21 protein-coding genes are annotated in these 21,141 nt (G+C 42.0%); 3 read left to right on the top strand and 18 right to left on the bottom strand.

Annotation, left to right across the window (positions count from 1 at the left end; genetic code table 11):
* Positions 1-29: 29 nt before the first annotated feature.
* The 4 genes from rhaD to crcB all read right to left on the bottom strand — a co-directional run bounded on the left by rhaD (position 30) and on the right by crcB (position 2,304).
* Positions 30-866, bottom strand: coding sequence for a rhamnulose-1-phosphate aldolase (gene rhaD, locus IGI67_RS14515; protein ID WP_207109092.1), 837 nt, complete (start codon positions 864-866; stop codon positions 30-32).
* A gap of 3 nt (positions 867-869) precedes the next feature.
* Positions 870-1,352: a PTS sugar transporter subunit IIA gene (locus IGI67_RS14510; RefSeq protein WP_207109093.1), complete on the bottom strand. Its 483-nt coding sequence runs from the start codon at positions 1,350-1,352 to the stop codon at positions 870-872.
* 221 nt (positions 1,353-1,573) lie between these two features.
* Positions 1,574-1,927 carry a fluoride efflux transporter FluC gene (locus tag IGI67_RS14505; RefSeq protein ID WP_429958143.1) on the bottom strand — a complete coding sequence of 118 codons (354 nt, stop codon included), beginning with the start codon at positions 1,925-1,927 and terminating at the stop codon, positions 1,574-1,576.
* A complete protein-coding gene (crcB, locus tag IGI67_RS14500; RefSeq protein WP_429958142.1) occupies positions 1,924-2,304 on the bottom strand; it encodes a fluoride efflux transporter CrcB in 381 nt (126 codons plus the stop codon). Before crcB ends, IGI67_RS14505 begins: the two co-directional genes overlap by 4 nt.
* A 136-nt stretch (positions 2,305-2,440) precedes the next feature.
* On the opposite strand from crcB, the gene IGI67_RS14495 reads away from it, so the two are divergent.
* Positions 2,441-3,112 (top strand): HAD family hydrolase, encoded by a 672-nt coding sequence (locus tag IGI67_RS14495; protein ID WP_207109095.1) that lies wholly within the window; start codon positions 2,441-2,443, stop codon positions 3,110-3,112.
* A gap of 43 nt (positions 3,113-3,155) precedes the next feature.
* Here the strand turns inward: IGI67_RS14495 and IGI67_RS14490 are convergent, their stop codons facing one another.
* The 4 genes from IGI67_RS14490 to IGI67_RS14475 all read right to left on the bottom strand — a co-directional run bounded on the left by IGI67_RS14490 (position 3,156) and on the right by IGI67_RS14475 (position 5,421).
* On the bottom strand, positions 3,156-3,701 hold the full coding sequence (locus IGI67_RS14490; protein ID WP_429958141.1) for a cysteine hydrolase family protein: 546 nt from the start codon (positions 3,699-3,701) through the stop codon (positions 3,156-3,158).
* Positions 3,702-3,744: 43 nt separating this feature from the next.
* Entirely contained in the window at positions 3,745-4,437 is a 693-nt protein-coding gene (locus IGI67_RS14485) for a 5'-methylthioadenosine/adenosylhomocysteine nucleosidase (RefSeq protein ID WP_207109097.1), read from the bottom strand.
* A gap of 46 nt (positions 4,438-4,483) precedes the next feature.
* A complete protein-coding gene (gene macP / locus IGI67_RS14480) occupies positions 4,484-4,768 on the bottom strand; it encodes a cell wall synthase accessory phosphoprotein MacP (protein ID WP_429958140.1) in 285 nt (94 codons plus the stop codon).
* An 89-nt stretch (positions 4,769-4,857) separates the two neighbouring features.
* On the bottom strand, positions 4,858-5,421 hold the full coding sequence (locus tag IGI67_RS14475) for an NUDIX hydrolase (protein WP_429958139.1): 564 nt from the start codon (positions 5,419-5,421) through the stop codon (positions 4,858-4,860).
* A gap of 376 nt (positions 5,422-5,797) precedes the next feature.
* Here IGI67_RS14475 and IGI67_RS14470 point away from each other — a divergent pair, with 376 nt between their 5' ends.
* Positions 5,798-6,451 (top strand): 5-bromo-4-chloroindolyl phosphate hydrolysis family protein, encoded by a 654-nt coding sequence (locus tag IGI67_RS14470; RefSeq protein WP_429958138.1) that lies wholly within the window; start codon positions 5,798-5,800, stop codon positions 6,449-6,451.
* Positions 6,452-6,524: 73 nt separating this feature from the next.
* Positions 6,525-7,715, top strand: coding sequence for a toxic anion resistance protein (locus IGI67_RS14465; protein WP_207109101.1), 1,191 nt, complete (start codon positions 6,525-6,527; stop codon positions 7,713-7,715).
* 64 nt (positions 7,716-7,779) lie between these two features.
* On the opposite strand, the gene IGI67_RS14460 is transcribed toward IGI67_RS14465, so the two are convergent.
* From IGI67_RS14460 to IGI67_RS14415, 10 genes are all read right to left on the bottom strand, one after another.
* Positions 7,780-8,643: a GRP family sugar transporter gene (locus IGI67_RS14460; RefSeq protein ID WP_429958137.1), complete on the bottom strand. Its 864-nt coding sequence runs from the start codon at positions 8,641-8,643 to the stop codon at positions 7,780-7,782.
* A gap of 309 nt (positions 8,644-8,952) precedes the next feature.
* Complete coding sequence (gene sapS / locus IGI67_RS14455; protein ID WP_429958136.1) at positions 8,953-9,975, bottom strand: two-component system sensor histidine kinase SapS; 1,023 nt, start codon at positions 9,973-9,975, stop codon at positions 8,953-8,955.
* A gap of 9 nt (positions 9,976-9,984) precedes the next feature.
* Positions 9,985-10,656: a two-component system response regulator SapR gene (sapR, locus tag IGI67_RS14450; RefSeq protein ID WP_429958135.1), complete on the bottom strand. Its 672-nt coding sequence runs from the start codon at positions 10,654-10,656 to the stop codon at positions 9,985-9,987.
* 70 nt (positions 10,657-10,726) lie between these two features.
* Positions 10,727-11,080 (bottom strand): iron-sulfur cluster biosynthesis family protein, encoded by a 354-nt coding sequence (locus IGI67_RS14445; protein WP_429958134.1) that lies wholly within the window; start codon positions 11,078-11,080, stop codon positions 10,727-10,729.
* A 207-nt stretch (positions 11,081-11,287) separates the two neighbouring features.
* A complete protein-coding gene (locus IGI67_RS14440) occupies positions 11,288-12,781 on the bottom strand; it encodes a phosphomannomutase/phosphoglucomutase (RefSeq protein ID WP_429958133.1) in 1,494 nt (497 codons plus the stop codon).
* A 175-nt stretch (positions 12,782-12,956) separates the two neighbouring features.
* Entirely contained in the window at positions 12,957-15,377 is a 2,421-nt protein-coding gene (locus IGI67_RS14435; RefSeq protein ID WP_429958132.1) for an HAD-IC family P-type ATPase, read from the bottom strand.
* A gap of 188 nt (positions 15,378-15,565) precedes the next feature.
* On the bottom strand, positions 15,566-16,072 hold the full coding sequence (locus IGI67_RS14430) for a GNAT family N-acetyltransferase (RefSeq protein WP_429958131.1): 507 nt from the start codon (positions 16,070-16,072) through the stop codon (positions 15,566-15,568).
* A 173-nt stretch (positions 16,073-16,245) separates the two neighbouring features.
* A complete protein-coding gene (locus IGI67_RS14425) occupies positions 16,246-17,190 on the bottom strand; it encodes a 3'-5' exoribonuclease YhaM family protein (protein ID WP_207109108.1) in 945 nt (314 codons plus the stop codon).
* Complete coding sequence (locus IGI67_RS14420) at positions 17,187-19,817, bottom strand: AAA family ATPase (protein ID WP_429958130.1); 2,631 nt, start codon at positions 19,815-19,817, stop codon at positions 17,187-17,189. The genes IGI67_RS14425 and IGI67_RS14420 overlap by 4 nt, the downstream gene beginning before the upstream one ends.
* The gene (locus tag IGI67_RS14415) at positions 19,807-20,988 is read right to left on the bottom strand and encodes a metallophosphoesterase family protein (RefSeq protein WP_429958129.1); all 1,182 of its coding nucleotides are present in this window, start codon (positions 20,986-20,988) and stop codon (positions 19,807-19,809) included. Before IGI67_RS14415 ends, IGI67_RS14420 begins: the two co-directional genes overlap by 11 nt.
* Between the last annotated feature and the right edge of the window lie 153 nt (positions 20,989-21,141).

Here is a 21,141-nt window from a genome sequence, read left to right as displayed (position 1 = left end):
CTGCACTCTTTTTTCTCTTTTTTATTTCTTTACCGACTTCGTTCTTCCAAAATACCAGCTTTAGGTGTGACGCCAAAGCGCTCAGCTAAATCCCATAATTGATCACTTGTAATTCTCTGCTTAAAGCCGCCTGGTACCTGTGCCACACGCATGTAGATATCGGCTGCTTTTTCAACGGTTTCAACAAGTCCAAAAGCATCATCCATCGATTGACCCGCTCCCATGATGCCATGATGCGGCCAAATCACTACACGTGAATCATGCATTTTTTCAGCGGATGCAAGGCCCAGTTCAACCGTTCCTGCTACCATCCAAGGCAGAACTGAAACGCCATCCGGGAAAACAACTAAACATTCCGTAATCATTTCCCATAAGGATCGAGTAAATTTCTTTTCATCCAGATCATGGATAAAGGTCATCGCTGAGATCGCAATCGAATGGCAGTGTAAAATCACACGATGATCCGGATCCTGAGCCAAACGAACGGCATGGCATTTCAAGTGCGAAGCTAATTCACTAGTTGGCACCCCCCCATCTTCCAGTCCCCATAAAACGTTGAAGCTTTTTCCATCATCCGAAATTTTAACGATGGCCAAATTTTTCGCTGGATTCTTACAAATATTTTTGAAGTAGCTGCCTGAAGCGGAAACTAAGAAAATTTTTCCGGCTAATTCTTTGACCTCAAAATCTAATTCCTGTTCTTTGATCACATGATTTAGATCCAGATAAAAGCGAACTTCGGATTCGTCTAGCATATAGCTGATGTTTCCTCCATTGCGTTCATCCCAACCATTGCGCCACAGATTTTTCGTTACTTCGCACATTTCCTGAATAAAAGGTGCTTCATAAATATCGTGAATTCTCATTTCTCACTTCTCCCTTTCTGCTTTAAAAAATTGCGTTACCAGTGTTAAAATTTCCTTTTTATCAACCTCTTTTTCCAATCGCAGCATTACCGTTTCATCCATAAACATCGCCATCAGCTTTTGTAATAACTGTAACTGATCCTCACCTTTATCAAAGCCTAGAAAAAAAGCGTACTTTGCTGAAACAAACTCATCGGTCGTCCCCATTTGTCCAAACGTTACTGGATTTGCCAATTTAATGATGTAGATAAAAGGCTGCTTGATATGACTAGGATCCGTATGAGGGATCGCTACGGCAAGTGAAGGTGTCTGCAAGCCTGTCGGGTATTCTCGCTCCCGTTCCTTCAAAGCCTTTTGATAGGTTGTTTCAATAAATCCCAGCTCTGCTAATCTGTTCGCAGCATAATCAACCAACGTGTCCAGCGCACTTTCGCCATCATAAACGTCAATCAATTCCGGGTAAAACATCTTATCAGTAATGATCATTCGCTATCCTCCTTTCTTAATTACATCGTAAGTTTAGCATCCACAAAATTTTTTAGTATGCGCTTTCATCACAAAAAAACTTATGCTCGAAAAAAAAACTGTGATGTTCTTGCCAATCACAGTGGAGATGCTTTATGAACAAATGAAAGTCAGTTAGGAGGAACTGTTAAATGCTTATTCAATCAAACAAAAAAGAGCAGCAGGATTTCTGCCACTCATTTTCACACGGTTGATCCAATCACGATACCAATAAAACTCAGCAGCAGACCGATACCATAGGAACCAAACAGATAGCGGTAAAACATTGGTCGATCATTTTTCCATAAAACATATAATTCAAAATTATAGGTGGAAAAGGTAGTATACCCGCCCATGATTCCTGTTCCTAAAAATAAATACACCGGATCAGAAAGATGCAGACCAAAGAAAACACCTAATAGAAAGCTTCCCGTCAAATTAATGAGGAAGGTGGCTCTTGGCAGCCGCTTCGTCTGTCGTTCAAAATAATTGTTCAAGGTAAAACGCAGCATCGCGCCGATTGCTGCTCCGCTGCCCACTAATAAAGACTCGATCATTCCCCTACCGCCCTTCTGTGGTAGAGTGCTTCACCAAGCACCGTCATAGCAAATCCGCCGACAATTGATAGCAATAAATATAAAAAGGCTAGCCCAATTTCTCCTGCTTGAACCAATTTCATCGTATCTAAAGCAAAAGAAGAAAATGTGGTCAATGCTCCACAGAAGCCTACTCCCAACCCTAAAACAAGCCGAGCAGAAATATCAATATCAGTCAAAATATGTTTAACGATCCAGCTAAAAAGAAAACAGCCTAATACATTCGCCACCAGCGTTCCAAGGGGGAAATCTCCTACTGCAGGGAGCCATATCCCCAACCAATAGCGTACCGTTCCGCCGACAAAAGCAAAAAGTGCAATCACTAAATAGTCCAACATGCTTTTCATCTCCATTTATTCATTCCTTATTACTATAAAGTGATTGATTTGAAGTTGCAAATAATCCCATCTTTTTCATCAACCATTTTCAAAACATGCTAAACTAAGACTATCTTGAAAAAAGCGAGGGCTATGTATGAAGGGTATCATTTTTGACTTTAATGGGACAATGTTTATGGATTCTGATCTCCATGAAGCTGCTTGGCTATATCTGATCCAAAACTATTCAAATAAGGAAATGACAAAAGAAGACATTCTAAAAAATATTCATGGAAAAACCAATGATGTGATCCTGCGTCATTTTATTTCACAGGATTTAAGTGAGGAAGAAATACAGAAATTATCTGATGAGAAAGAGGCCTATTACCGGGACTCCGTCTTAGCCAGTTCGGCTCACAAAGAATTTACGAAGGGCTTACTCGAAGTATTGGATTATTTAAAAAGAGAAAAAATCCCTATGACGATCGCTTCTGCATCGCCAAAGATCAATATGGATTTCTATTTTGATTATCTAAACTTAGGTAAGTGGTTCGACTACAAAAAAATGGTCTATCATACAGGAAGTTTTCCCGGCAAACCTGCTCCAGACATTTTCTTGATCGCAGCCGAAAAAATCGGTGTTGATCCGCAAAATTGTTTAGTGATCGAGGATTCCTATTCAGGATTGCAAGCGGCCCACAATGCCCAGATCGGAACAATCGTAGCAATCGATCCAGAGGGGAAAAATCGTGCTGTTTTTGCTGCTGAAGGTTTAGCTCCAGATGGTATCATTGAGGATTTCTCCACCTTTATTCCAGATTACTTATAACAAAAAGCCGCCATGAACATTTAGCGTTCGTGGCGGCCTTCATTTAAATAAGCTTTGCACCTAACGTATTCTTGAAGTGATTCAATGCCCAAGTATGACCCGTCGCATCAAAACTTGCGACGGCTTTTTCAGGTATCACTAATTGATAGCCTAAATTGTAGGCATCCACTGCTGTATGCAGCACACAAATATCTGTACAAACACCCGTCAAACAAAGCTCGGTAATACCGCGCTCCCGCAAGCGAATATCCAAGTCTGTTCCACTGAAGGCTGAATAGTGACGCTTATCGATCCAATAAACATTTTTTTCTGCTTGATTGGTTTGATAGAAATCTGCTAGTGATCCATACAAATCACGTCCGCTAGTGCCAATCACATTATGCGGCGGGAAAAGTTTATTTTCCGGGTGGTATTGATCACTCGGATCATGCCCATCAATAGCGAAGACGATAAAGTCTCCTTGCTGAAAGTATTCTTCTGTTATAGAGACCAGATCTTGTTCAATCGCTTGGCCAGCCTCACCAGTCGTCAAATTTCCGTCAGTTGCAACAAAATCATTGGTGTAATCAATTGAAAGTAACGCTCGCATGCAAGTTCCTCCTCCTGTTAAAAATCCCTCAAGCTGCACATTCCTATTTTAAATGGTTTACAAACTCCATGACAAGTTGAGCAGACAATGTACCTGTACGATTTACAAATTCTTCGTGTGTTTCAGTAGCTTCGCTGTCGGCAGTATCGCTAATGGCGCGCACGATTAAAAATGGAATACCAAATTGTGCGGCGGTATGCCCAATCGCAGCCCCTTCCATTTCAACGGCTAAGGCATCAGGGAACGAGGTTTTAATCTCACTAATTTTGACTGGACTGCTGACAAACGTGTCGCCGGAAACAATCAATCCAACATGAGCAGATTGTCCCATCTTTTTGCTGGCTTCCAGCATTTCACCCTTCAGATAGGTGGAGCCATCATAATAAAGCGGCATTCCAGGAACTTGTCCAATCTTATAACCAAATGTCGTTGCATCCACATCAAAATAGGCTACTTTATCCGCAATGACTAAATCGCCGATCGCCAAACCTTCGCCGATTCCGCCAGCGGTCCCGGTATTGATCACCATGTTGACCTTATATTGCTGGATCAAAACAGAAGTGGTAATTGAAGCCAAAACTTTACCAATCCCTGATTGCACGACAATCACTTCATGATTGCCTAATCCGCCCGAGATAAACAATGCGCCTGACTGCTCCCAAGATAAAGGATGATCTAAACTCTCTCTTAATGCTCTTACCTCTGGTTCCATTGCACCGATAATACCGATTTTCATAACGATTCCCCTATTTCTTATTAATTTTTTTCGTTTAATCCACAGGCTAAATAAAGAATACAGCCAACATTACTACGATCAAAAGCAGTAAAACAAAAATAATCGCCTTATTCAAAAAGCTGCTGCGCTCTTTTTGCTTCACTCGCTCGCTGCTGCGAGACTTTGTGACAGGCTTGTTCTTTTTCAATTCCTTGCGATAGACTGTACTGATCTCTTTTTCTCTTTTTTCATAGGCTCGCTCAGCAGCTTTACGTTGTTCCTCTGCTAGACGCTCCTGCTCTTCTTTTCGCTTCCTTAATTCGCTGCGCGTCACCAGGGGTGATTGCCTCATGCGTGATCCTCTCCTTAATCATACTAAATGGGTTCCGTTTTCCTAGGAAATGAATTTGATTTTATACCGTGTCGGCTAATCCTCTAAATCTATTGCTTATACTGTAGCAATTCCCAATAATTAACGGCAAAAATTGTCTTAGCATCACAGATCAATCCATCTTGGATCGCTTGCTTCGCTTCAGCCATCGTCAATTCGTAAAGCTCTAAAACTTCATCCTCATCTTGTGGTCGCGGATTCTCAACTTTGACCAAATCAGTCGCAGCATAGATGTATAATTTCTCATTGGAAAATCCTGGTGATAGATACATTTCATTTATGTAGGTTAATTCTTCGGTACGATATCCCGTCTCTTCTTCTAATTCCCGCATCGCTGTTTTTTCTGGATGCTGTCCTTCACCAGGATCAATTTTTCCTGCGGGAATCTCCAATACGACTTTTTCCAAGGGCTTGCGAAATTGCTTGACCATGATCATTTTCTGTTCTTTTGTAATAGGAATGATTCCTACACCGCCATGGTGGAAAACTAATTCGCGTTTTGCAGTTCCGCCCATCGGTAAAGCGACATCATCTAAATAAACATCAATGATCTTTCCCTTAAATATTTCCTTGCGTTCTATGGTCTTCTCTTCAAAATCTTTATACTCTAACATTGAGACACCTGTCTTTCTTTTCCATACTTAAAGAATTCAACTTTCACTGCGGAGACTATCCACCTAGTTTTGCTAAAGCAAGTGAGCGCCAGTTTCATAAATGAACCGTTTGAAACGACTTCTCTTATCGTCGCTGACATCCGTTTTCCCCTAGTTGAACAAAGTCTAAAGAGGAATACACACTAGCAAATAGCTCAACCTAGATGGTTCTGCCTTATTGTATCACAGAAAATTCTTATGTTTTTTCTAAATCTGAAAAATCCATCTTTAGTCCGATACTATTTCTATAGAAATTCATGCTATGATGAGCGTGTAAAGAAATCAAGTAATTTGAATAAATAATGTGAAGGGTTATTACTAGACTAGGAGGATTATTATGCGAAGGAAAATATTCCCTATCATCATCGCTGCAATTGGCATTCTCTCCTTTTTTGAGGGAGACTTTGGCGACTATATCGTCTTTTTAATGTTGGTTGTTGGCTTTTGGCTGATTTATCGTGGATTTAAGGGTAGAAAAGTTCGGCCGCAAAAAGAAGAATTGCCATTTCTTACGAAAGAAAAGGAAGCTTACTATAAAAAACTGGGTATGAGTGAACGCGAGATCGAATTGTTCCGTGAAACAATGAATCTATCGAAACAACAAGTGTTGCGTCTGCAGCAAAATATCCAAAAAAATGCCAAGCTGAAAGCGATCGATTTGCGTCATGATACGTTGAAGGCTGCCAAAGCATTATTCAAGGAATTAGTAAAGGATCCAAAACGTTTACCTGAGGCTAGTCAATTTCTTTATACACACTTGCCCAATATCGTCGATTTGACTGATAATTATGTCGAAATCAACGGACATGAGGTCAAGTCAAAAGAAGTTTATGGTAAACTAGAAGAAAGCGCACAGATCATTGATCAAATGGCTGATTTAATCGTGAAAGACTATCAACAATTCGTCTCTGAAGATTTAGAAGATATGGATGTTGAGATCTCGATCGCGAAAAAAAATCTAGATCACGATCCTGATTTGTCCACAAAATAAACAAAAAAAATAGCTAATCATTAACAAAAAAATCTAGCTTAAGCTAGATTTTTTTCGAACAGGAGGACACACAATGGAACCAGAAAATAAACCAGAGACCAAACCGGTCGATAGTACTTTAGACGACCTGCTTAGCAACCCTTTTGGCACCGATTCGTTAACCCCGGTCCAGCAACAAGAAATCTCCCACCTGCAATCGCAGGAACAAGCGGACCGCTTAGTGGATAAATTACCTGAAGAACGCCAAGCACAAGCACGCGAGCTTGCCAAAAAAATCGATGTCAATGACTCACAGGCTGTAATCAGCTATGGCTCAACAGCCCAAACAAAATTAAGTGAATTTTCACAATCAATGCTGAGTACCGTATCTTCACAGGATATTGGCCCTATTGGTGATTCTTTGAACCAATTGATGTATCGCTTAAACGAAGCCAATCCTGACGAACTACGTGTCGGCGAAGGCAATATTTTCCAAAAAATGTTTGGTAAAGTAAAACAATCGATTTATGAGATTACTACCAAATATCAAAAAATCGGTGCACAAATCGATAAAATCGCGACAAAATTGAACGTCGAAAAGGACGGTTTACTACGCGACAATCAAATGCTCGAGACTCTTTACAACAAAAACAAGGATTACTTTGATGCATTGAACATCTATATTGCTGCAGCGGAATTGAAGATCGAAGAAATGAAGCTTACAACAATTCCTGCCGCAACTGAAAAAGCGCAAGCTTCCGGTGATCAGATGGACGTTCAAGTCGTTAATGACTACACGCAATTTTTAGATCGTTTAGACAAACGAACATACGATTTGAAATTAGCGCGTCAAATTACGATCCAGCAAGCACCGCAAATTCGCTTGATTCAAAACACCAACCAAGCATTGGCTGAGAAGATTCAAGCATCGATCAATACGGCGATTCCTTTATGGAAAAACCAAGTAGCGATCGCTTTGACATTATTACGTCAAAAGGATGCTGCTACGGCGCAGCGTCAAGTATCTGAAACAACGAATGACCTATTGAAGAAAAATTCAGAAATGCTGAAGATTTCAACGATCGAAACGGCCAAAGAAAACGAACGCGGAATCGTCGATCTAGATACGCTGCAGCAAACACAAAACGATCTAGTAGAAACTTTGGAAGAAACTCTACGGATTCAAAAAGAAGGTCGCGAACGACGTCATGTTGCCGAGATCGAGATCGGAAACATGGAAAACGACTTAAAACAAAAATTAATGGAATTAAATTCCGAACAATAAAAAATAAGCCTGGCCATTTGAACCGTTCCCCTATTGAAGGTTGGTTCAAAGGCAGGCTTATTTTTTATGACTTCATATATCCTAACACGACGCCGCCGACAATAATCAGCAGACAGCCGATAATGACATAGTACATCTCTTTTTTGGTTTTGCGTTCGCCCAAAAGGAAAATCCCACCTAAAGTTGAGATGATAATTCCCATTTGTGATAATGAGAAACCAATCGCTAAACCGATATTCTGCACGCTTAGCAGCATGCACACATTTCCGATCCCCCACAATAAACCAGAAGCCATATTACGCCATACATAGCGATCGACCTTCGTCTTGCGAAAGGCAAAGAATCCAGCACCAACCAGCATACCGACACTTTGCGGCAAGATGATTGCTAATGGGTCAAGTCCTGCCCACGTAATAATAACCGTGTAAACACCATAGCCCAGCGTTGAAATAATCAAAGCACGAAAGCCTTTGCCGAAATTTAACATGCTGCTATCTGTTTGAACACCGCTCTCATCATCTTTACGTGCTGTTAAATACGCACCAAGGACAAGCAGCGCTAATGCGATAAAGCCGAAAACAAAATCTTTCGTTTTTGTCCATTCATGGAAAAACACTGCACCGGCGACGGTATTCAAAATTAATTGAAAGCCGGTTGAGATCGGCAACCCGACCGAAACACCCATAAATTTCATCCCATGAAACTGACCGTTCTGACCAATTGACCAAAAGAATCCTGACAAGAAACCAATTAACACTATCCAGCTGCTCATTGCAGGCTGAACAATAATATAGGTCGCGATCGCAAAAACGAAAGCCCCCATCGTCATTCCCAAGGTTTGCTGGTTGGCGTCGCCGCCCAACTTCCCGCTCACCAAAGCAATACTTCCCCATGCTACCATCGGTATTAGGGCGATCAAAATACTCATATACTTACTCCCTTTTTATAAAAGCAGAACAGACTCGTTCAGCTTTGCCAGTTCCACTTCACGCTTTAGCGTGATTAGTGGAATGGTATGCGTGACGAGGATCAAATTCATTTTTCGCGTTTTTCGAAAAATGATTTCCTAAATAGGAATTAGCTTGAGCAATAAGTCCAAAATCTTGAGAAATCGCTCCTCAGATTTACCAAGATTTTTGCTTATTGCCGAAAAAGCTAGTCTGTACAGCCAGATAATTTTTCACAACTGGAACAGTTTAGCGAAAAAAGGGGAATTTGGCAATTAAAAACTAAAAAATCACCGCTCTTCATGATAATAATCTAATCGAGGGAAAAACAACGTCATCGTTGTTCCTCCATTCATGGTTGATTTTGCGGTTAAAACGACCCCTAGTTTTTCTGCCAATTTCTTCGCTAAATAGAGGCCTAAGCCAGTGGAATGCTGCTGCGCTTTTCGCCCATTTTCACCAGTAAAGCCCTTATCAAAAATTCGGCCCAGGTCCTCCGGCGGGATACCAACGCCGTTATCCTCCAAAATTAATGAGCTGCCCGCACTTTTTGTTTCGATCGTAATAGTGATCTTGCCATTATCCGGCGTATACTTGATTGCATTACTCAATAATTGTCGGAAGATAAATTCGATCCATTTCGCATCCGTCAGAACCTTCGCGTCATTTTCTGTTAACGTCAGTTGCAGATTTTTCTGGATAAAGTAATTTGCTTGGCTGCGAATGATTGGCTGGATGATTTTCTTCAACGAATACTCTTGAATCAAATAATCATTCACGAATTCATCCGAACGAGAATAGTAAAGTATCTGTTCCACGTATTCATCGATTTGCTGAATTTCATTTTGAAGCAGGACAAACTTCTCATCAGGAATATCAAATTCAATCGCGCTTAAAATCAAATCAACTGCTGCCAGCGGCACCTTTATCTCATGAATCCAAGAATCCATATAATCTTTTTGATCCTTTTGACTATTTAATAGCTGCTCCAGCATCAAGTGATGTTCTCGTACCTGCTGATTCACATATTCCTGAATCATCCGCTCTTCACTATTCGTCGCTGACTCAACAAAATGCTGCAAATGAGAATCCTCTTGTTTATCGAATTCCTTATACCACTTTTTTCGCCGATAATAATCGATCGTAAAAAAGAGAAACACTAAAAATAATTGCAGAACCAATAGGTAGCTCAGATTGTCCCAAAAGTTATGCATTTCAGGTGTCAGCCAAACCATAAAAATCAGCAATAGACTTAAAACGGCCCACCCTAATAAAACAAGCAGGCGATCCTTTAAATACTTGATAAATGTCATAGCGGCTCCTTATGGGACAATGTATCCTTGTCCGACCTTCGTTTGAATGTAATCATCAATTCCAGCTTGTTCGATCTTCCGACGCAGACGATTGATATTAACGGTCAGTGTATTGTCATCAACAAAGCGTTCATCATCCCATAAAGCCCGCAACAATTTATCTCGACTTAATATTTTTCCATGCTGCTTCATTAGAATAAAGAGCAGACGGTATTCATTTTTACTAAGATCGACAACTTCATCCTGAATAGTCATGCTGCTGTTGTCAATATTCAAGGTGATGCCATTGTGCTCTAATTCCTCACCGCTTTCAGCATAGTTATAAGAGCGGCGCAGCAGTGCATTGATCTTTGCAACTAAAATATCCACTTGAAACGGCTTGGTAATATAATCGTCTGCTCCCATGTTCATCGCCATGATTTGATCCATGTTCGTATTCCGGGAAGAAATAAAAATAATCGGAACCTTAGAGACTTCACGAATTTTTTGACACCAATAGTACCCATCGTAAACCGGCAAATTAATATCCAATAAAACCAGCTGTGGAGCGATCTGCTCAAATTCCTCAAACACGCTGTTGAAGTCCGTTGTTTGATAAACATCAAATCTCCATTTGGTTAGTTCCTCACCGATCAATTGGCGAATCACCGCTTCATCTTCCACGATCATGATTTTTGCCATTCTATTCCCCCGCTTTCTGTTTCCATCATATCAAAGAACAGAAAAAAAATGAAAGACGATCCTTTTTAAATTAATTTTTCGTAAAATCAATAAAACCTAAATTATCATCGATCATTCCGCCTTCGCCTGATAAACTAAACGTACTCAAACGCGGATTAAACTTGATTGTCATCTCTTCCTGCAGGTCTTCCTTTGAATATCCTTTGATCCAAAAATCACCGATCTCTGATTGAATTTTTTCATCATACGTACTCTTTTCCATTTCCGCCGAAATGATATTGAGAGAAAATTGTGTCTGCATATGAATCATCGCATGCTGCGAATACGGTCCTACTCCATCTTCAAAAGTTAATAGTAAAATTTTGTCCGCATCTAAGTGTGCTGAAATTTTTTCTTTGGCTGTATCATCAAGTGTAATGTGCATAATTCTCTCTCCTATTCTGGAAACTTTAGTCTTATCTTTTAGTCGCATTCAGTCGCTAGGCTGTCACCTCGCGAAAAGTTGAACTGGCAGCTAACTCCTTTGCGATGAATACCTTTTTCTAATCACGCTAAAGCGGGAAGAAAAACTGGTAAAGCCCCTTCATCTGACTCTAATCATCAGACGAAGGGGCCTTTTTTGCAAGTAATCTTACTTATTCAATTGTTGATCCAGCTTCGTTAAATCAAGCTGTGTGTCTTGTGCTAAAATTTCACGAAAGATCGGTAATTGCTTTTGAATCTGATCGGCTTGATCATTCTCTACCTGCATTACCAATAATGGTTCATGCAGACTCAAGCGTAATATCATCCAACCTTTTCCAAACGGTTCAGTGACAGAAAAGCGTACACCCTCCTGGTTTTCAGAATTTTCCGCAAAGCCTGCTTGCTTTGGCAGCTCCGCACGGAATTTCTCGATCATCCGTTGGCCAGCTTCTTTATAATCCTCGCCGCTGATCGTGTAACGAATCTCCAAGGTTTCCACCGGCTGTTCCAGCTCAGCCATCAAATCGGTCAACTCACGATTTTCTTTTTGTAATTTCGGCAGAAGCATCAGTACCTTCGCAATCACATACGCACCATCATCTAAGAAATAGTTCTCTTTAAAAGCTGCGTGAGAGCTAGTCTCAATCGCTAGCTGACAATCAATACCATTTTCATTTAGCTCAATCGCTTTATTGATAACATTCCGATAGCCGGAGATGTAACGATATTGCTTGCCGCCTTTTTCTTCAATGAAGTTTTTCAAATGATCGGAGGTCGGTGAGTTGGTCACGATCGTACTGCCCGGATGTTCCTGTAGGACGATTGCGGATAAAACAGCGATCAGATTATTGCGATTGATCATTTGTCCATCTTTTGAAACAATCGCTGAACGATCGACATCCGTATCAAAAATCACACCGAGATCGGCTTGATTAGCCAGCACAGCCTGTTTGATACTCGCCATGGCTTCTTTATTATCAGGATTCGGAATATGATTAGGAAAATGGCCGTCAGGTTCTAAAAACTGTGAGCCGCTTGTATCAGCACCAAGGACAGCCAGTACTTTATCAGCAAAATAGCCTCCAGCACCATTCCCAGCATCCACAACGATTTTTAGGCCCTTCAATGGTTGTTCACTGCCGCTGCCTCGTTGGATTTTTTCAACAAGATCCGCCGCGTAACGAGACAGCAGATCCGCTTTCTTAACACTTCCAACCGCTGTTTCACCTGCGTCTGTATGGGTCAAAATGTATGCGATATCACTTTTCTCCGCACCGCCGGTTTGACTGAAAATCTTGATGCCGTTGAAATAGAATGGCAAATGGCTAGCCGTCAGCATGATTCCGGCATCGCAGGCGAATTCCTCAAATTGAGTTGCCATAAATAAAGCAGGTGTTGTTGCTAGCCCAAAATCCAAGACCTCACAACCAGCCGCTTCAAAAACTGTGATCATCGCACCCTTTAACTCTGGTCCAGTTAAACGACTGTCATGCCCAATCCCGATTTTAAATGGCCGTTTTACCCCTTTATCTGCCAGCCAATTAAGAATGCCCTTCGCAATCAGCTGTGCTTCCTCAGTACCTAAGTTTTTTACTTTATCCTCAGCGTTGATAGCGATTCCACGAATATCTGAACCATTTTGCAATTTTGTTAACTCCATTGACGAAATCCTCCTCATTCCTATTCTTATGCTGTATCCCCTCCAACCAAAATAGCTGTATAGCATAAAGTTGAAGCGGTACCCTTTGATCCTACTTTTAGTTCATTATACCAAAAATCCCGGAAAAGAAAGCCTTTTCCGGGATTTTTTATCAATTTAAGTAATTCTTACTCTTTTAAATGACACGTGATTGCGGGTTCTTTTTAGCCCGCCGCTTCTTCTGCCAACGAATTCTCCATGTGACCAGACGATCCATTACAAAGGTCAGTCCTTTGAATAGCCAATAAATCCCAAAGGTTAGAGGGATCACAAAAAATAAATTGCGATTCCAAAGCTTGTCAAACTCAAAGAAGGCTCTAAAGAATAGATAGCAGCTTAGATATGCCGTACTCAATAATGCAATCAGCGCTATTTTCTTCTTATCCAACGGAAAGGAGACCTTGTATAAAACAAGCAGTCCTACACAGCCCGTCAAAAAGACTGACATTGTTGATGTCGCCTGATAATCCAAATCAAACAGCACATTCGCCAATTGAATGATCATTACTGCACTGACTACTGTCAACGCTCCGGGTAAAGAGACGCGTAAAATATTATTCAAGAAATCGCCTTTGATTCGCTCATAGCTAGGCTTCAGAGCCAAGAAAAAGGAGGGAATCCCAACAGTCAACGCATTGATTGGGGTTAATTGCACCGGCTCAAAAGGATAGGGACTCGCAATAATCATAAAGATTACAGCTAATACTAGCGAATAGATTGTTTTGACCAAATACATTGATGCTACACGCTCAATATTATTGATGACGCGCCGACCTTCGTTTAAAACATTCTGCATCCGGGCAAAGTCCGAATCCAGCAAGATAACATCTGATGCCGCTCTGGCTGCACTGCTCCCGTTCGCCATCGCTACACCAATATCCGCTTCACGCAAAGCCAATACATCATTAACACCATCACCAGTCATGCAAACCGTATGATTGACCTTCAACGCTCGAATCAAGGATTGCTTTTGCTTTGGAGTGACCCGACCAAAGACAGTCGTGTGATTTGCCAAGGCGTTATAATCAATAGGCTCCTCTAAGCTAGACATATCGACAAACGCTTCAGCATTTTTAATTCCGGCTTTTTGAGCGATTTTTGACACAGTTAATGGGTGATCTCCCGATATAACTTTCAATTCTACCTCTTGTTTAGCAAAATAGCCGAAAGTCGTCCGGGCATTCTCCCTTAAATTATCTGAGATGATCAACGTTGCAAGCAGTCGTGGTTCATAGACTAGCTCCTCTTCTAAGACTCCCGGATATTCCACTAAAACCAGTACACGCTGCCCATCTTCCAGATATGGCTGAATCTTAAGCTGCCTTTCAGGCGACATCTCGTTGAAAATAAATTCTGGCGCACCGAATGCAAAGCTGCCTTGATCCTTAAAAGTCACACCGCTCCATTTTCGAGCAGAAGAGAATGGAACAATCTTCTCTGCTTGCCACTTATTAGTCGGCGGAAAAGCCGCCCGCAATGCTTTTGCTGTCGCATTTTGATCCTTTAAGTGAGCCATCAAAGCACTCATAATCGCGTTTAGCCGATTCTCAGAAATATCCTCAAGCAGAGCCTCCTCAAATTTCAACGTCCCATCAGTGATCGTCCCAGTCTTGTCTAAACAAATCACGTCTACTCGGGCTAATGTTTCAATCGAAGGCAAGGCCTGGACCAATACTTTCTTTCGTGCTAAATTCGCCGCTCCCACTGCAAAAGCAACACTGGTCAATAGCATCAATCCTTCAGGTATCATACTGACTAACGCCGCAACTGTTCCTAGAACAGCCTGCTTGATGGAATCAGAAGCTTGATATTGACTGTAAAAAAGACCTAAACCTACAGGAATGATCACAACCGTCAAAACCGCGATCATGCGGCTCAAAACTTTCGTCAATTCTGAATTGCCCGACTTTTTAGTTTTTGCTTCGCTGGTCAGCTGCTCTGCAAAATTATCACTTCCGACAGCCGTTCCTTGATAAAAGCATTCACCCGCGGTCACGAAGCTGCCGCTGAATAATTTATCACGCATGGCTTTTTGCACACGATCTGCCTCACCAGTCAGCAGCGACTCGTCGACTTCTACACCCTCACCAGACAATAAATTCCCATCTACAGGAACTTGATCGCCATTGCGCAAATAAAGAATATCCCCTAAGACAATCGCTTCCTGATCAATCTGCTGCAACCGACCATCTCTTAACACGACCGCTTTGGTCTTGGCTAGGACCGACAATTTGTCGATCGTATGCTTTGCTCGTAATTCTTGGATGATCCCGATCAACGTATTGATGACTACTACGCCGAAAAATAGTGTATTCTTGGGCGAACCGACTAACAACACCAGCAAAGCCAACACAAAGTTGAGAATATTAAAGATATTGATTGTATTTTCTTTAATAATTTCTTTGTCTGACTTTAATAGATTCTCTTCGACCTGATTGATCTGTCCTTCCTCTATTTTTCGCTGGACCTCAGCTGCTGTTAATCCCGCTAGTTCTGCTGGGGTCTCCACATGATCAAAATTTTCTTCCACCGTTTGAATGACTTCCTTTTTCTTCATCCGGTTTCACCTCATCTCATTTGTCACTAACGCTGTTTTACAGCGATAAACTATGTTATTTTCTCTATTATTATCTTAACACGACTTGCTTTTTAAGTCGGTATTGCGCTCTGAAAGCTGGTAGCTTTTAAACTATTTTTGAAACATTACCCTTTTCGAGAATAAAAAAAGCCGCAGCAGACTGCGACTTACTTTTGAACCGCATAGACATAATGCAGCATTTCTACTTCACGATAATACTTCATCACTTCCCCACGAAAAGTCATGCTATTTCTCGCTGCTACTTTTTGCGAAGCTGTATTGGTATCCCGAATAATCGAAAAAACTTCTTCGGCCTTTACTTCTTCAAAGGCATACTTTTTACAGGCTCTTGCCGCTTCGATAGCGTACCCTTTATGCCAAAATGCCCGTTGAAACAAATAACCAATTTCTAAAACCGGCTTACTGTCGAAATTCTGCCAAGTCAACCCGCATTGACCAATCATTTCCTCTGTTTCCTTTAGTATAACCGCCCACAGGCCAAAACCGTCACGACGATAATTGGCGAGTTGTTTATCCAGCCAATCTTGAACCTCCTTATCATCGAAGGCCCCTTCATAGGCGTACATTGTTTGATCATCCTGTAAAATTTTGCTCAATGAGCCTATATCCGATTGCTGCAGCTCACGAAGATAGAGTCTTTCCGTTTCGATCATCCTTGTTTGCCCTCCTAACATAACCAGCTTAGCTTTGTTGACAAGCTGGCATCTATAAAAAAGCGAAGTAGTCTTCTCTTTGTTCCCTATATGCTTGGGCCTCCATTCACTTAGCCGGTGAAAGGTTGGCGTGACAAAAAACATGCCGCAGAGAATTCACGGCATGTTTTGTCTTAAATATCTTTTGGTACATAAAAACTGCGATTATCCAGTCCAAAAATGCGCTCCGTATACGTTCCCGGTTCAGCATTCTTCACAGCACTGGACATCATTTGCATTGACGCATCGATATTATCGATTTGATGCAGGATCTCTGCTTCCATAATACGCGGGCGCACAGGTGAGCCGTATTCTAAAAGACCGTGATGCGACAATACCATGTGACGCAAGACCACGATATCTTCATCTGCATCATTAATCTTCAATTCAGCACAGGCTTTGGTAATCTCTTCATCAACTAAAACAAGATGACCAACAAGGTTTCCTACTACTGTATATTCAGTCGAGGAAGGTCCTGTCAACTCAATCACTTTCCCTAGATCATGGATGATAATGCCGGCATAAAGCAGGGAAGCATTTAACTGCGGATATTCCTTCACGATCGCCTTTCCTAAACGCAGCATCGTTAATGTATGGAAGGCCAAACCACCAGCAAAGGCATGATGATTGCGTTTAGCCGCCGGAAACTCAAAGAATTCCTTTTGGTATTTGTTCAGCAAGAAGCGAACGATCCGGTTCCAATGGGCATTGGTGATCTCGAATAATGTTTTGTTGAACTCTTCTTCCATTTCTTCACGCTTGATAGGCGCACGCTCCATATAAAGAGCAGGATCATTCGGTTCATCTGGTTTAGTGGTACGCAGATGCAGGATTTTGACCTGTGGATTGCCTTGATACATTTCCCGCTTGCCGTTTAGCAAAACGACCTGACCCGCTTTGTAGCGTTTGATCTCTTCTTCAGAGGCATCCCAAAACTTACCATCGATCGCTCCAGATGTATCTTGGAACGTAAAAGCGATAAATTTTTTGCCATTTTTCGCTAAGCGGACATCGGCATTTTTAATCAGCACATACATTTCAAATTGCTCATCGACTGTTAATTCTTTGATTTTTTTCATCGTTGGACTCCCTTCAATTCCCAGACTGGCTGGTGAAGCTCTTGGTAATAGCTTACCATTTCTTGGTCAGATGACAAACATATGACTTGATAATTTTGACTAAATTGCTGTAATAATTTGGCAAATTGGTATTTCCGCTGATGATCGTAATGCAGCCAGCCGTCATCAATAATAACTGGACACAGCGGATGTTTTTGCTGCAAAGCTAAATAGGCAAATCGGAAAGCCATGATGACCTGATCTTTGGTTCCAGTTGAAAGATGATAAATACTCAACTGATCAATCGTTAACACCCCTTCTGAAAAGTCCAATCGGCTATGGGCATTATTCGTCAGCTCTTGAAAATAGCTGGTCGCCTGCTTCAATAGCTCGGGCAGCTGCTGCTCGGATAATTCTGTTGCGATATCCTGCAGCAATTGATTCTCCAATTTCGCTACCGCATAATCCGTTGTTAATTTTTCAATCAATGCCCGTTGTTGAGTCGCTTGCTGATATAGACTGTCCAGTGTGCCATCCGCCTGCATTTGCTGGATTTGCAAACGAGACCGCTGTTCCTGTTCTTGCAGCTGATGCAGCTGTATTTCGCCTGTTTGAATCTCCTGCTGTAAGATACGCAGAGCGTCTTCAATTTCTGCAAGTGTCGTTTCCTGTTCAAATAGCGGGGCCACCGTTTCGGTCAATTCTCTTAAACGTGTTTGCTTTTGGACTACTTCTGATTCTCGCTGTAAAAATGCGGGAATTTCTGAAGGATAGGCCAAACGCACTTTTTCCAACAAGACTTGATGCTGGTCCAATAACTGCTGCTGTTGCTTCTGCGCTTCATGAATTCGCTGCTGCAGAACCGTATTTTCTTGATACGTCTGAGCGAAACGAATCTGCTCCATCTCCTTCGCAAATTGCTCCAAATTCGATAGTTTCTCTGACAGATTTTTTTCATGCAGCGGCAGCCATTCTGCCAAAAATTCAAATCCTTGTTCCTGGTGCATCAAATTTTGGCGCAGAATCGATTGACGCAGTTGAAGCTCTTCGTGTGCCTGCAATTGCGCCAAATAGTTTTGAGCTCGCTGATTCTCCTGTACCACCGCAAATTCATTCTCAGCGCCGCTCAGATTTCTTTGACGCAGCTCGTTTTGAATCTGATCAAGCAACTGTTGGGAAACGCGTTGGCCCTTTGCGACTTTTTCTGTCATCTCGGCTGTCTGACCTTCATAAACATCCAGCTGGCCGAGTTTCTCCTGCCAAGCATCTTTGTTCGCCGGCTTACTCTGCTTCAACAATCCGCCTATCCCGCAAGCTGCGGCTGCAGCTATCACAATATAGCGCAAAGGCGCAGGAAGTAAAAACGCGGCTACCAACCCCAGCCCAGCTGCGATAAACAGCCACGGCGGATTCTTTTTGCGATTAAAAAGTTCTGGATGCTTTTGTTCATAAGCATTCAGACTCGTTTCCGCTTGATCCCGCTGCTCTTTGATTAAACGCAAGCGAATTTCCTGCTCCTCCAGCTTTTTTTGCTGGGATTGCAGTGGTGCAAAAAGTGTTTGAATTGCTTGCTCGTCAGTAAAAGGGCGTGGCGGATGTTGCTGCCAGCTGATAGGCGTCTCATTTGCTTGTGCCAATTTAAGCGCGATCCGCTGTTCTTCATCCAGCATCCGAGTAATCGCAACTTTTTCAGCTAATAGCTGTTGAATGCGCTGCTCATTTTCTAAGTAAAAATAATAGCGTGCCGACTCTTGATTGCCGCTATGCTGCTGCAATGCCGCATGCAATTTCTCCTGCTCTTTCATCAATTGCTGGTATTCTTGATAGAATGCTTGCAGACTGGCTTGTTCTTCTTCGTTGGCTGATACCTGCAAATCTGCTTTTTGCAATTCTAGAAGTTCCGCATAGCTCGCCCAGTTCATACGCTGCTGCTCTAAAACTAATTGCCGTTCCTGCAAATTCCGATTCTTCGCGGCTTGCTGCGTGACCGCTCGCTTCTCCTCATCCGCCTGACGAACCAACTTCTGAAAGCCAGCCTCCTGTGCTTCTTTTTCTTTGATTTTTTGCTGCAGGATTTGATAGCTCTGCAACGCCTGATTCAAGGGCTGTTTTCGTCCACGGGGGCGATAAATCCCTTCATACTTGTTTTTCAGCTGGATACGCTGCTCAAATAGCTCATTGCTGCCAGACAACCCTAATGAAATCAACGCTTCATGCAGATTTTCTTCGCTTAATACATCCAGCTGTTGAAGCTGTTCCTGTTGGAAGGTAAAAACCTGACGAAAAAGCGGCTGATTCAAAGGATAAAGTATTTTTTCCAGTAATTCTTCTTCACCCTGCTGACCATCTTCCAGCCAAACTTTGGCTTTTCCTTTATTTTTTGCTTTATATCGCTCGATTGTCACTGCTCCATAAGTTGGATGAACGATTAATAAGCGGCCACCAAACCCGCTGCCGTCATTTGGGGTGTAGTCCTGTCCTTTTTTTCGCTTCGTCGGAAAGCCGAATAAAATCGCTTGGATAAACTGGTACAGCGTTGATTTCCCCGCTTCATTCAAGCCATAGACTAATTGATTTTTCGCTTCAAACAGGAACGTTTGCTGACGCCACTTGCCAAAGCTCGTAATCTCCGCTTTTTTAATCCACATCGGCAGCCCTCCTAAATTGATAGCTTTGACGCATTTTTTTCTCTAACAATGCCACTGCATCTGCTCTAAATTCGTGATCCATCAAGTGATGGAGCTGTGGGTTCTGGTCCAACTCACTCAGTAATTCATTAAAGATTGGAGGTGCTTGATAGGTCATAATCAGCTGATCAACCAATTCTTTGTCAACAGCCAGATAAGGTCGTTCAGTCGGCTGCTCTGTTAACGTCAATTGCCATAGACAAATCTCTTGCGCAACCTCCTCCTGCAGAGCCTCCAATAATTCACCTGAAGCTAATTTATAGGCCAATTCTTCTCCCAGATTTTCAGTATCACTTAATTCTAAATGCAGTAAAGTCGGCAAATTCACCGTCAGCTTACGCACCAATGAAAAAATTTCCCGCGGGTGACGAACCGCAGCCAAAGACAATGTCCGTTTTTCCCAACGAACGGCTTCAACAGAAATGGACTTAGGAATCAATTGATTCCCTTGGCTTTCTACTAAGGTCACACCAGTCAGATTTGTTTCCTTTTGTGTATGGCCCTGAGGTGTACCCGGATAGATAATATAAGGTTGCTGCGACAAAACCTGCGGCACATGGATATGACCTAGCGCCCAATAATCATAGCCCTTTGATACTAGCTGGGTAAGCTGAAATGGGGCATAGGGCATTTGTCCGCCATGATACATCCCTATTTGAAAATCAACAGCTTGTTTGTGAGGGAATTTTTCAACCATTGCAGCTTCGATCGTGGGATGTTGATAACTAAAGCTCGTAATACCGACCTTTTCTCCTGCACCAGTCCGGAACGTTTTCGTTTCAACTTGTTCCGTATTGAAACGTTGAATGTTATCTGGAAAAGCAAACCAATAACGGTCGGCTTGATAAAAATCATGATTGCCGAAATTCATAAAAACTGGGATCGACGCTTCATCTAAGCGAGCCATTTCTTGAAAGAAATAACGCTGTGTTTTTAATGTAGGCCGATTTTGATGAAAGGTATCTCCAGCCAATAAAATGAAATCGACGGCCTCTGCAATCGCTGTATCTACAATATTTCTTAGCATTTTCTGATTGGCAGCTGCCAATTGTTCTTGAAAATGCTCTGGCACAGCGATCAGCCCTTCAAAGGAACGATCTAGATGCAGATCAGCTGCATGTAGGAATTTCATTTATTTCTCCTCCTAGTCCTAGGAATTAATTTCAGGAAAACCAGTCGTTTCCCTTCATTATTGAAAATGCCGAACCGATTTCCAATCCCATTTATTTTACCATAAAAAAACGAAAGCTTGTTCGCTTTTTGCTGATGCGATAGATTTTTCAAT

It is taken from the genome of Enterococcus sp. AZ196 (genome assembly GCF_050498845.1).
Taxonomy (GTDB): Bacteria; Bacillota; Bacilli; order Lactobacillales; family Enterococcaceae; genus Enterococcus_A; species Enterococcus_A murrayae.
Note: the sequence above shows the minus strand (reverse complement) of the source record. Positions and strands in the feature narration are given on the sequence as shown.

Coding starts and splice junctions, on each gene's coding strand:
- IGI67_RS14470 (WP_429958138.1), top strand. CDS start 5,798: ATGCGAAGGAAAATATTCCCTATCATCATCGCTGCAATTGGCATTCTC.
- IGI67_RS14505 (WP_429958143.1), bottom strand. CDS start 1,927: ATGATCGAGTCTTTATTAGTGGGCAGCGGAGCAGCAATCGGCGCGATG.
- IGI67_RS14415 (WP_429958129.1), bottom strand. CDS start 20,988: ATGAAATTCCTACATGCAGCTGATCTGCATCTAGATCGTTCCTTTGAA.
- IGI67_RS14495 (WP_207109095.1), top strand. CDS start 2,441: ATGAAGGGTATCATTTTTGACTTTAATGGGACAATGTTTATGGATTCT.
- IGI67_RS14460 (WP_429958137.1), bottom strand. CDS start 8,643: ATGAGTATTTTGATCGCCCTAATACCGATGGTAGCATGGGGAAGTATT.
- IGI67_RS14425 (WP_207109108.1), bottom strand. CDS start 17,190: ATGAAAAAAATCAAAGAATTAACAGTCGATGAGCAATTTGAAATGTAT.
- IGI67_RS14420 (WP_429958130.1), bottom strand. CDS start 19,817: ATGTGGATTAAAAAAGCGGAGATTACGAGCTTTGGCAAGTGGCGTCAG.
- crcB (WP_429958142.1), bottom strand. CDS start 2,304: ATGTTGGACTATTTAGTGATTGCACTTTTTGCTTTTGTCGGCGGAACG.
- IGI67_RS14485 (WP_207109097.1), bottom strand. CDS start 4,437: ATGAAAATCGGTATTATCGGTGCAATGGAACCAGAGGTAAGAGCATTA.
- sapR (WP_429958135.1), bottom strand. CDS start 10,656: ATGGCAAAAATCATGATCGTGGAAGATGAAGCGGTGATTCGCCAATTG.
- IGI67_RS14490 (WP_429958141.1), bottom strand. CDS start 3,701: ATGCGAGCGTTACTTTCAATTGATTACACCAATGATTTTGTTGCAACT.
- IGI67_RS14435 (WP_429958132.1), bottom strand. CDS start 15,377: ATGAAGAAAAAGGAAGTCATTCAAACGGTGGAAGAAAATTTTGATCAT.
- IGI67_RS14445 (WP_429958134.1), bottom strand. CDS start 11,080: ATGCACATTACACTTGATGATACAGCCAAAGAAAAAATTTCAGCACAC.
- IGI67_RS14510 (WP_207109093.1), bottom strand. CDS start 1,352: ATGATCATTACTGATAAGATGTTTTACCCGGAATTGATTGACGTTTAT.
- sapS (WP_429958136.1), bottom strand. CDS start 9,975: ATGACATTTATCAAGTATTTAAAGGATCGCCTGCTTGTTTTATTAGGG.
- IGI67_RS14475 (WP_429958139.1), bottom strand. CDS start 5,421: ATGTTAGAGTATAAAGATTTTGAAGAGAAGACCATAGAACGCAAGGAA.
- IGI67_RS14465 (WP_207109101.1), top strand. CDS start 6,525: ATGGAACCAGAAAATAAACCAGAGACCAAACCGGTCGATAGTACTTTA.
- macP (WP_429958140.1), bottom strand. CDS start 4,768: ATGAGGCAATCACCCCTGGTGACGCGCAGCGAATTAAGGAAGCGAAAA.
- rhaD (WP_207109092.1), bottom strand. CDS start 866: ATGAGAATTCACGATATTTATGAAGCACCTTTTATTCAGGAAATGTGC.
- IGI67_RS14440 (WP_429958133.1), bottom strand. CDS start 12,781: ATGGAGTTAACAAAATTGCAAAATGGTTCAGATATTCGTGGAATCGCT.
- IGI67_RS14430 (WP_429958131.1), bottom strand. CDS start 16,072: ATGATCGAAACGGAAAGACTCTATCTTCGTGAGCTGCAGCAATCGGAT.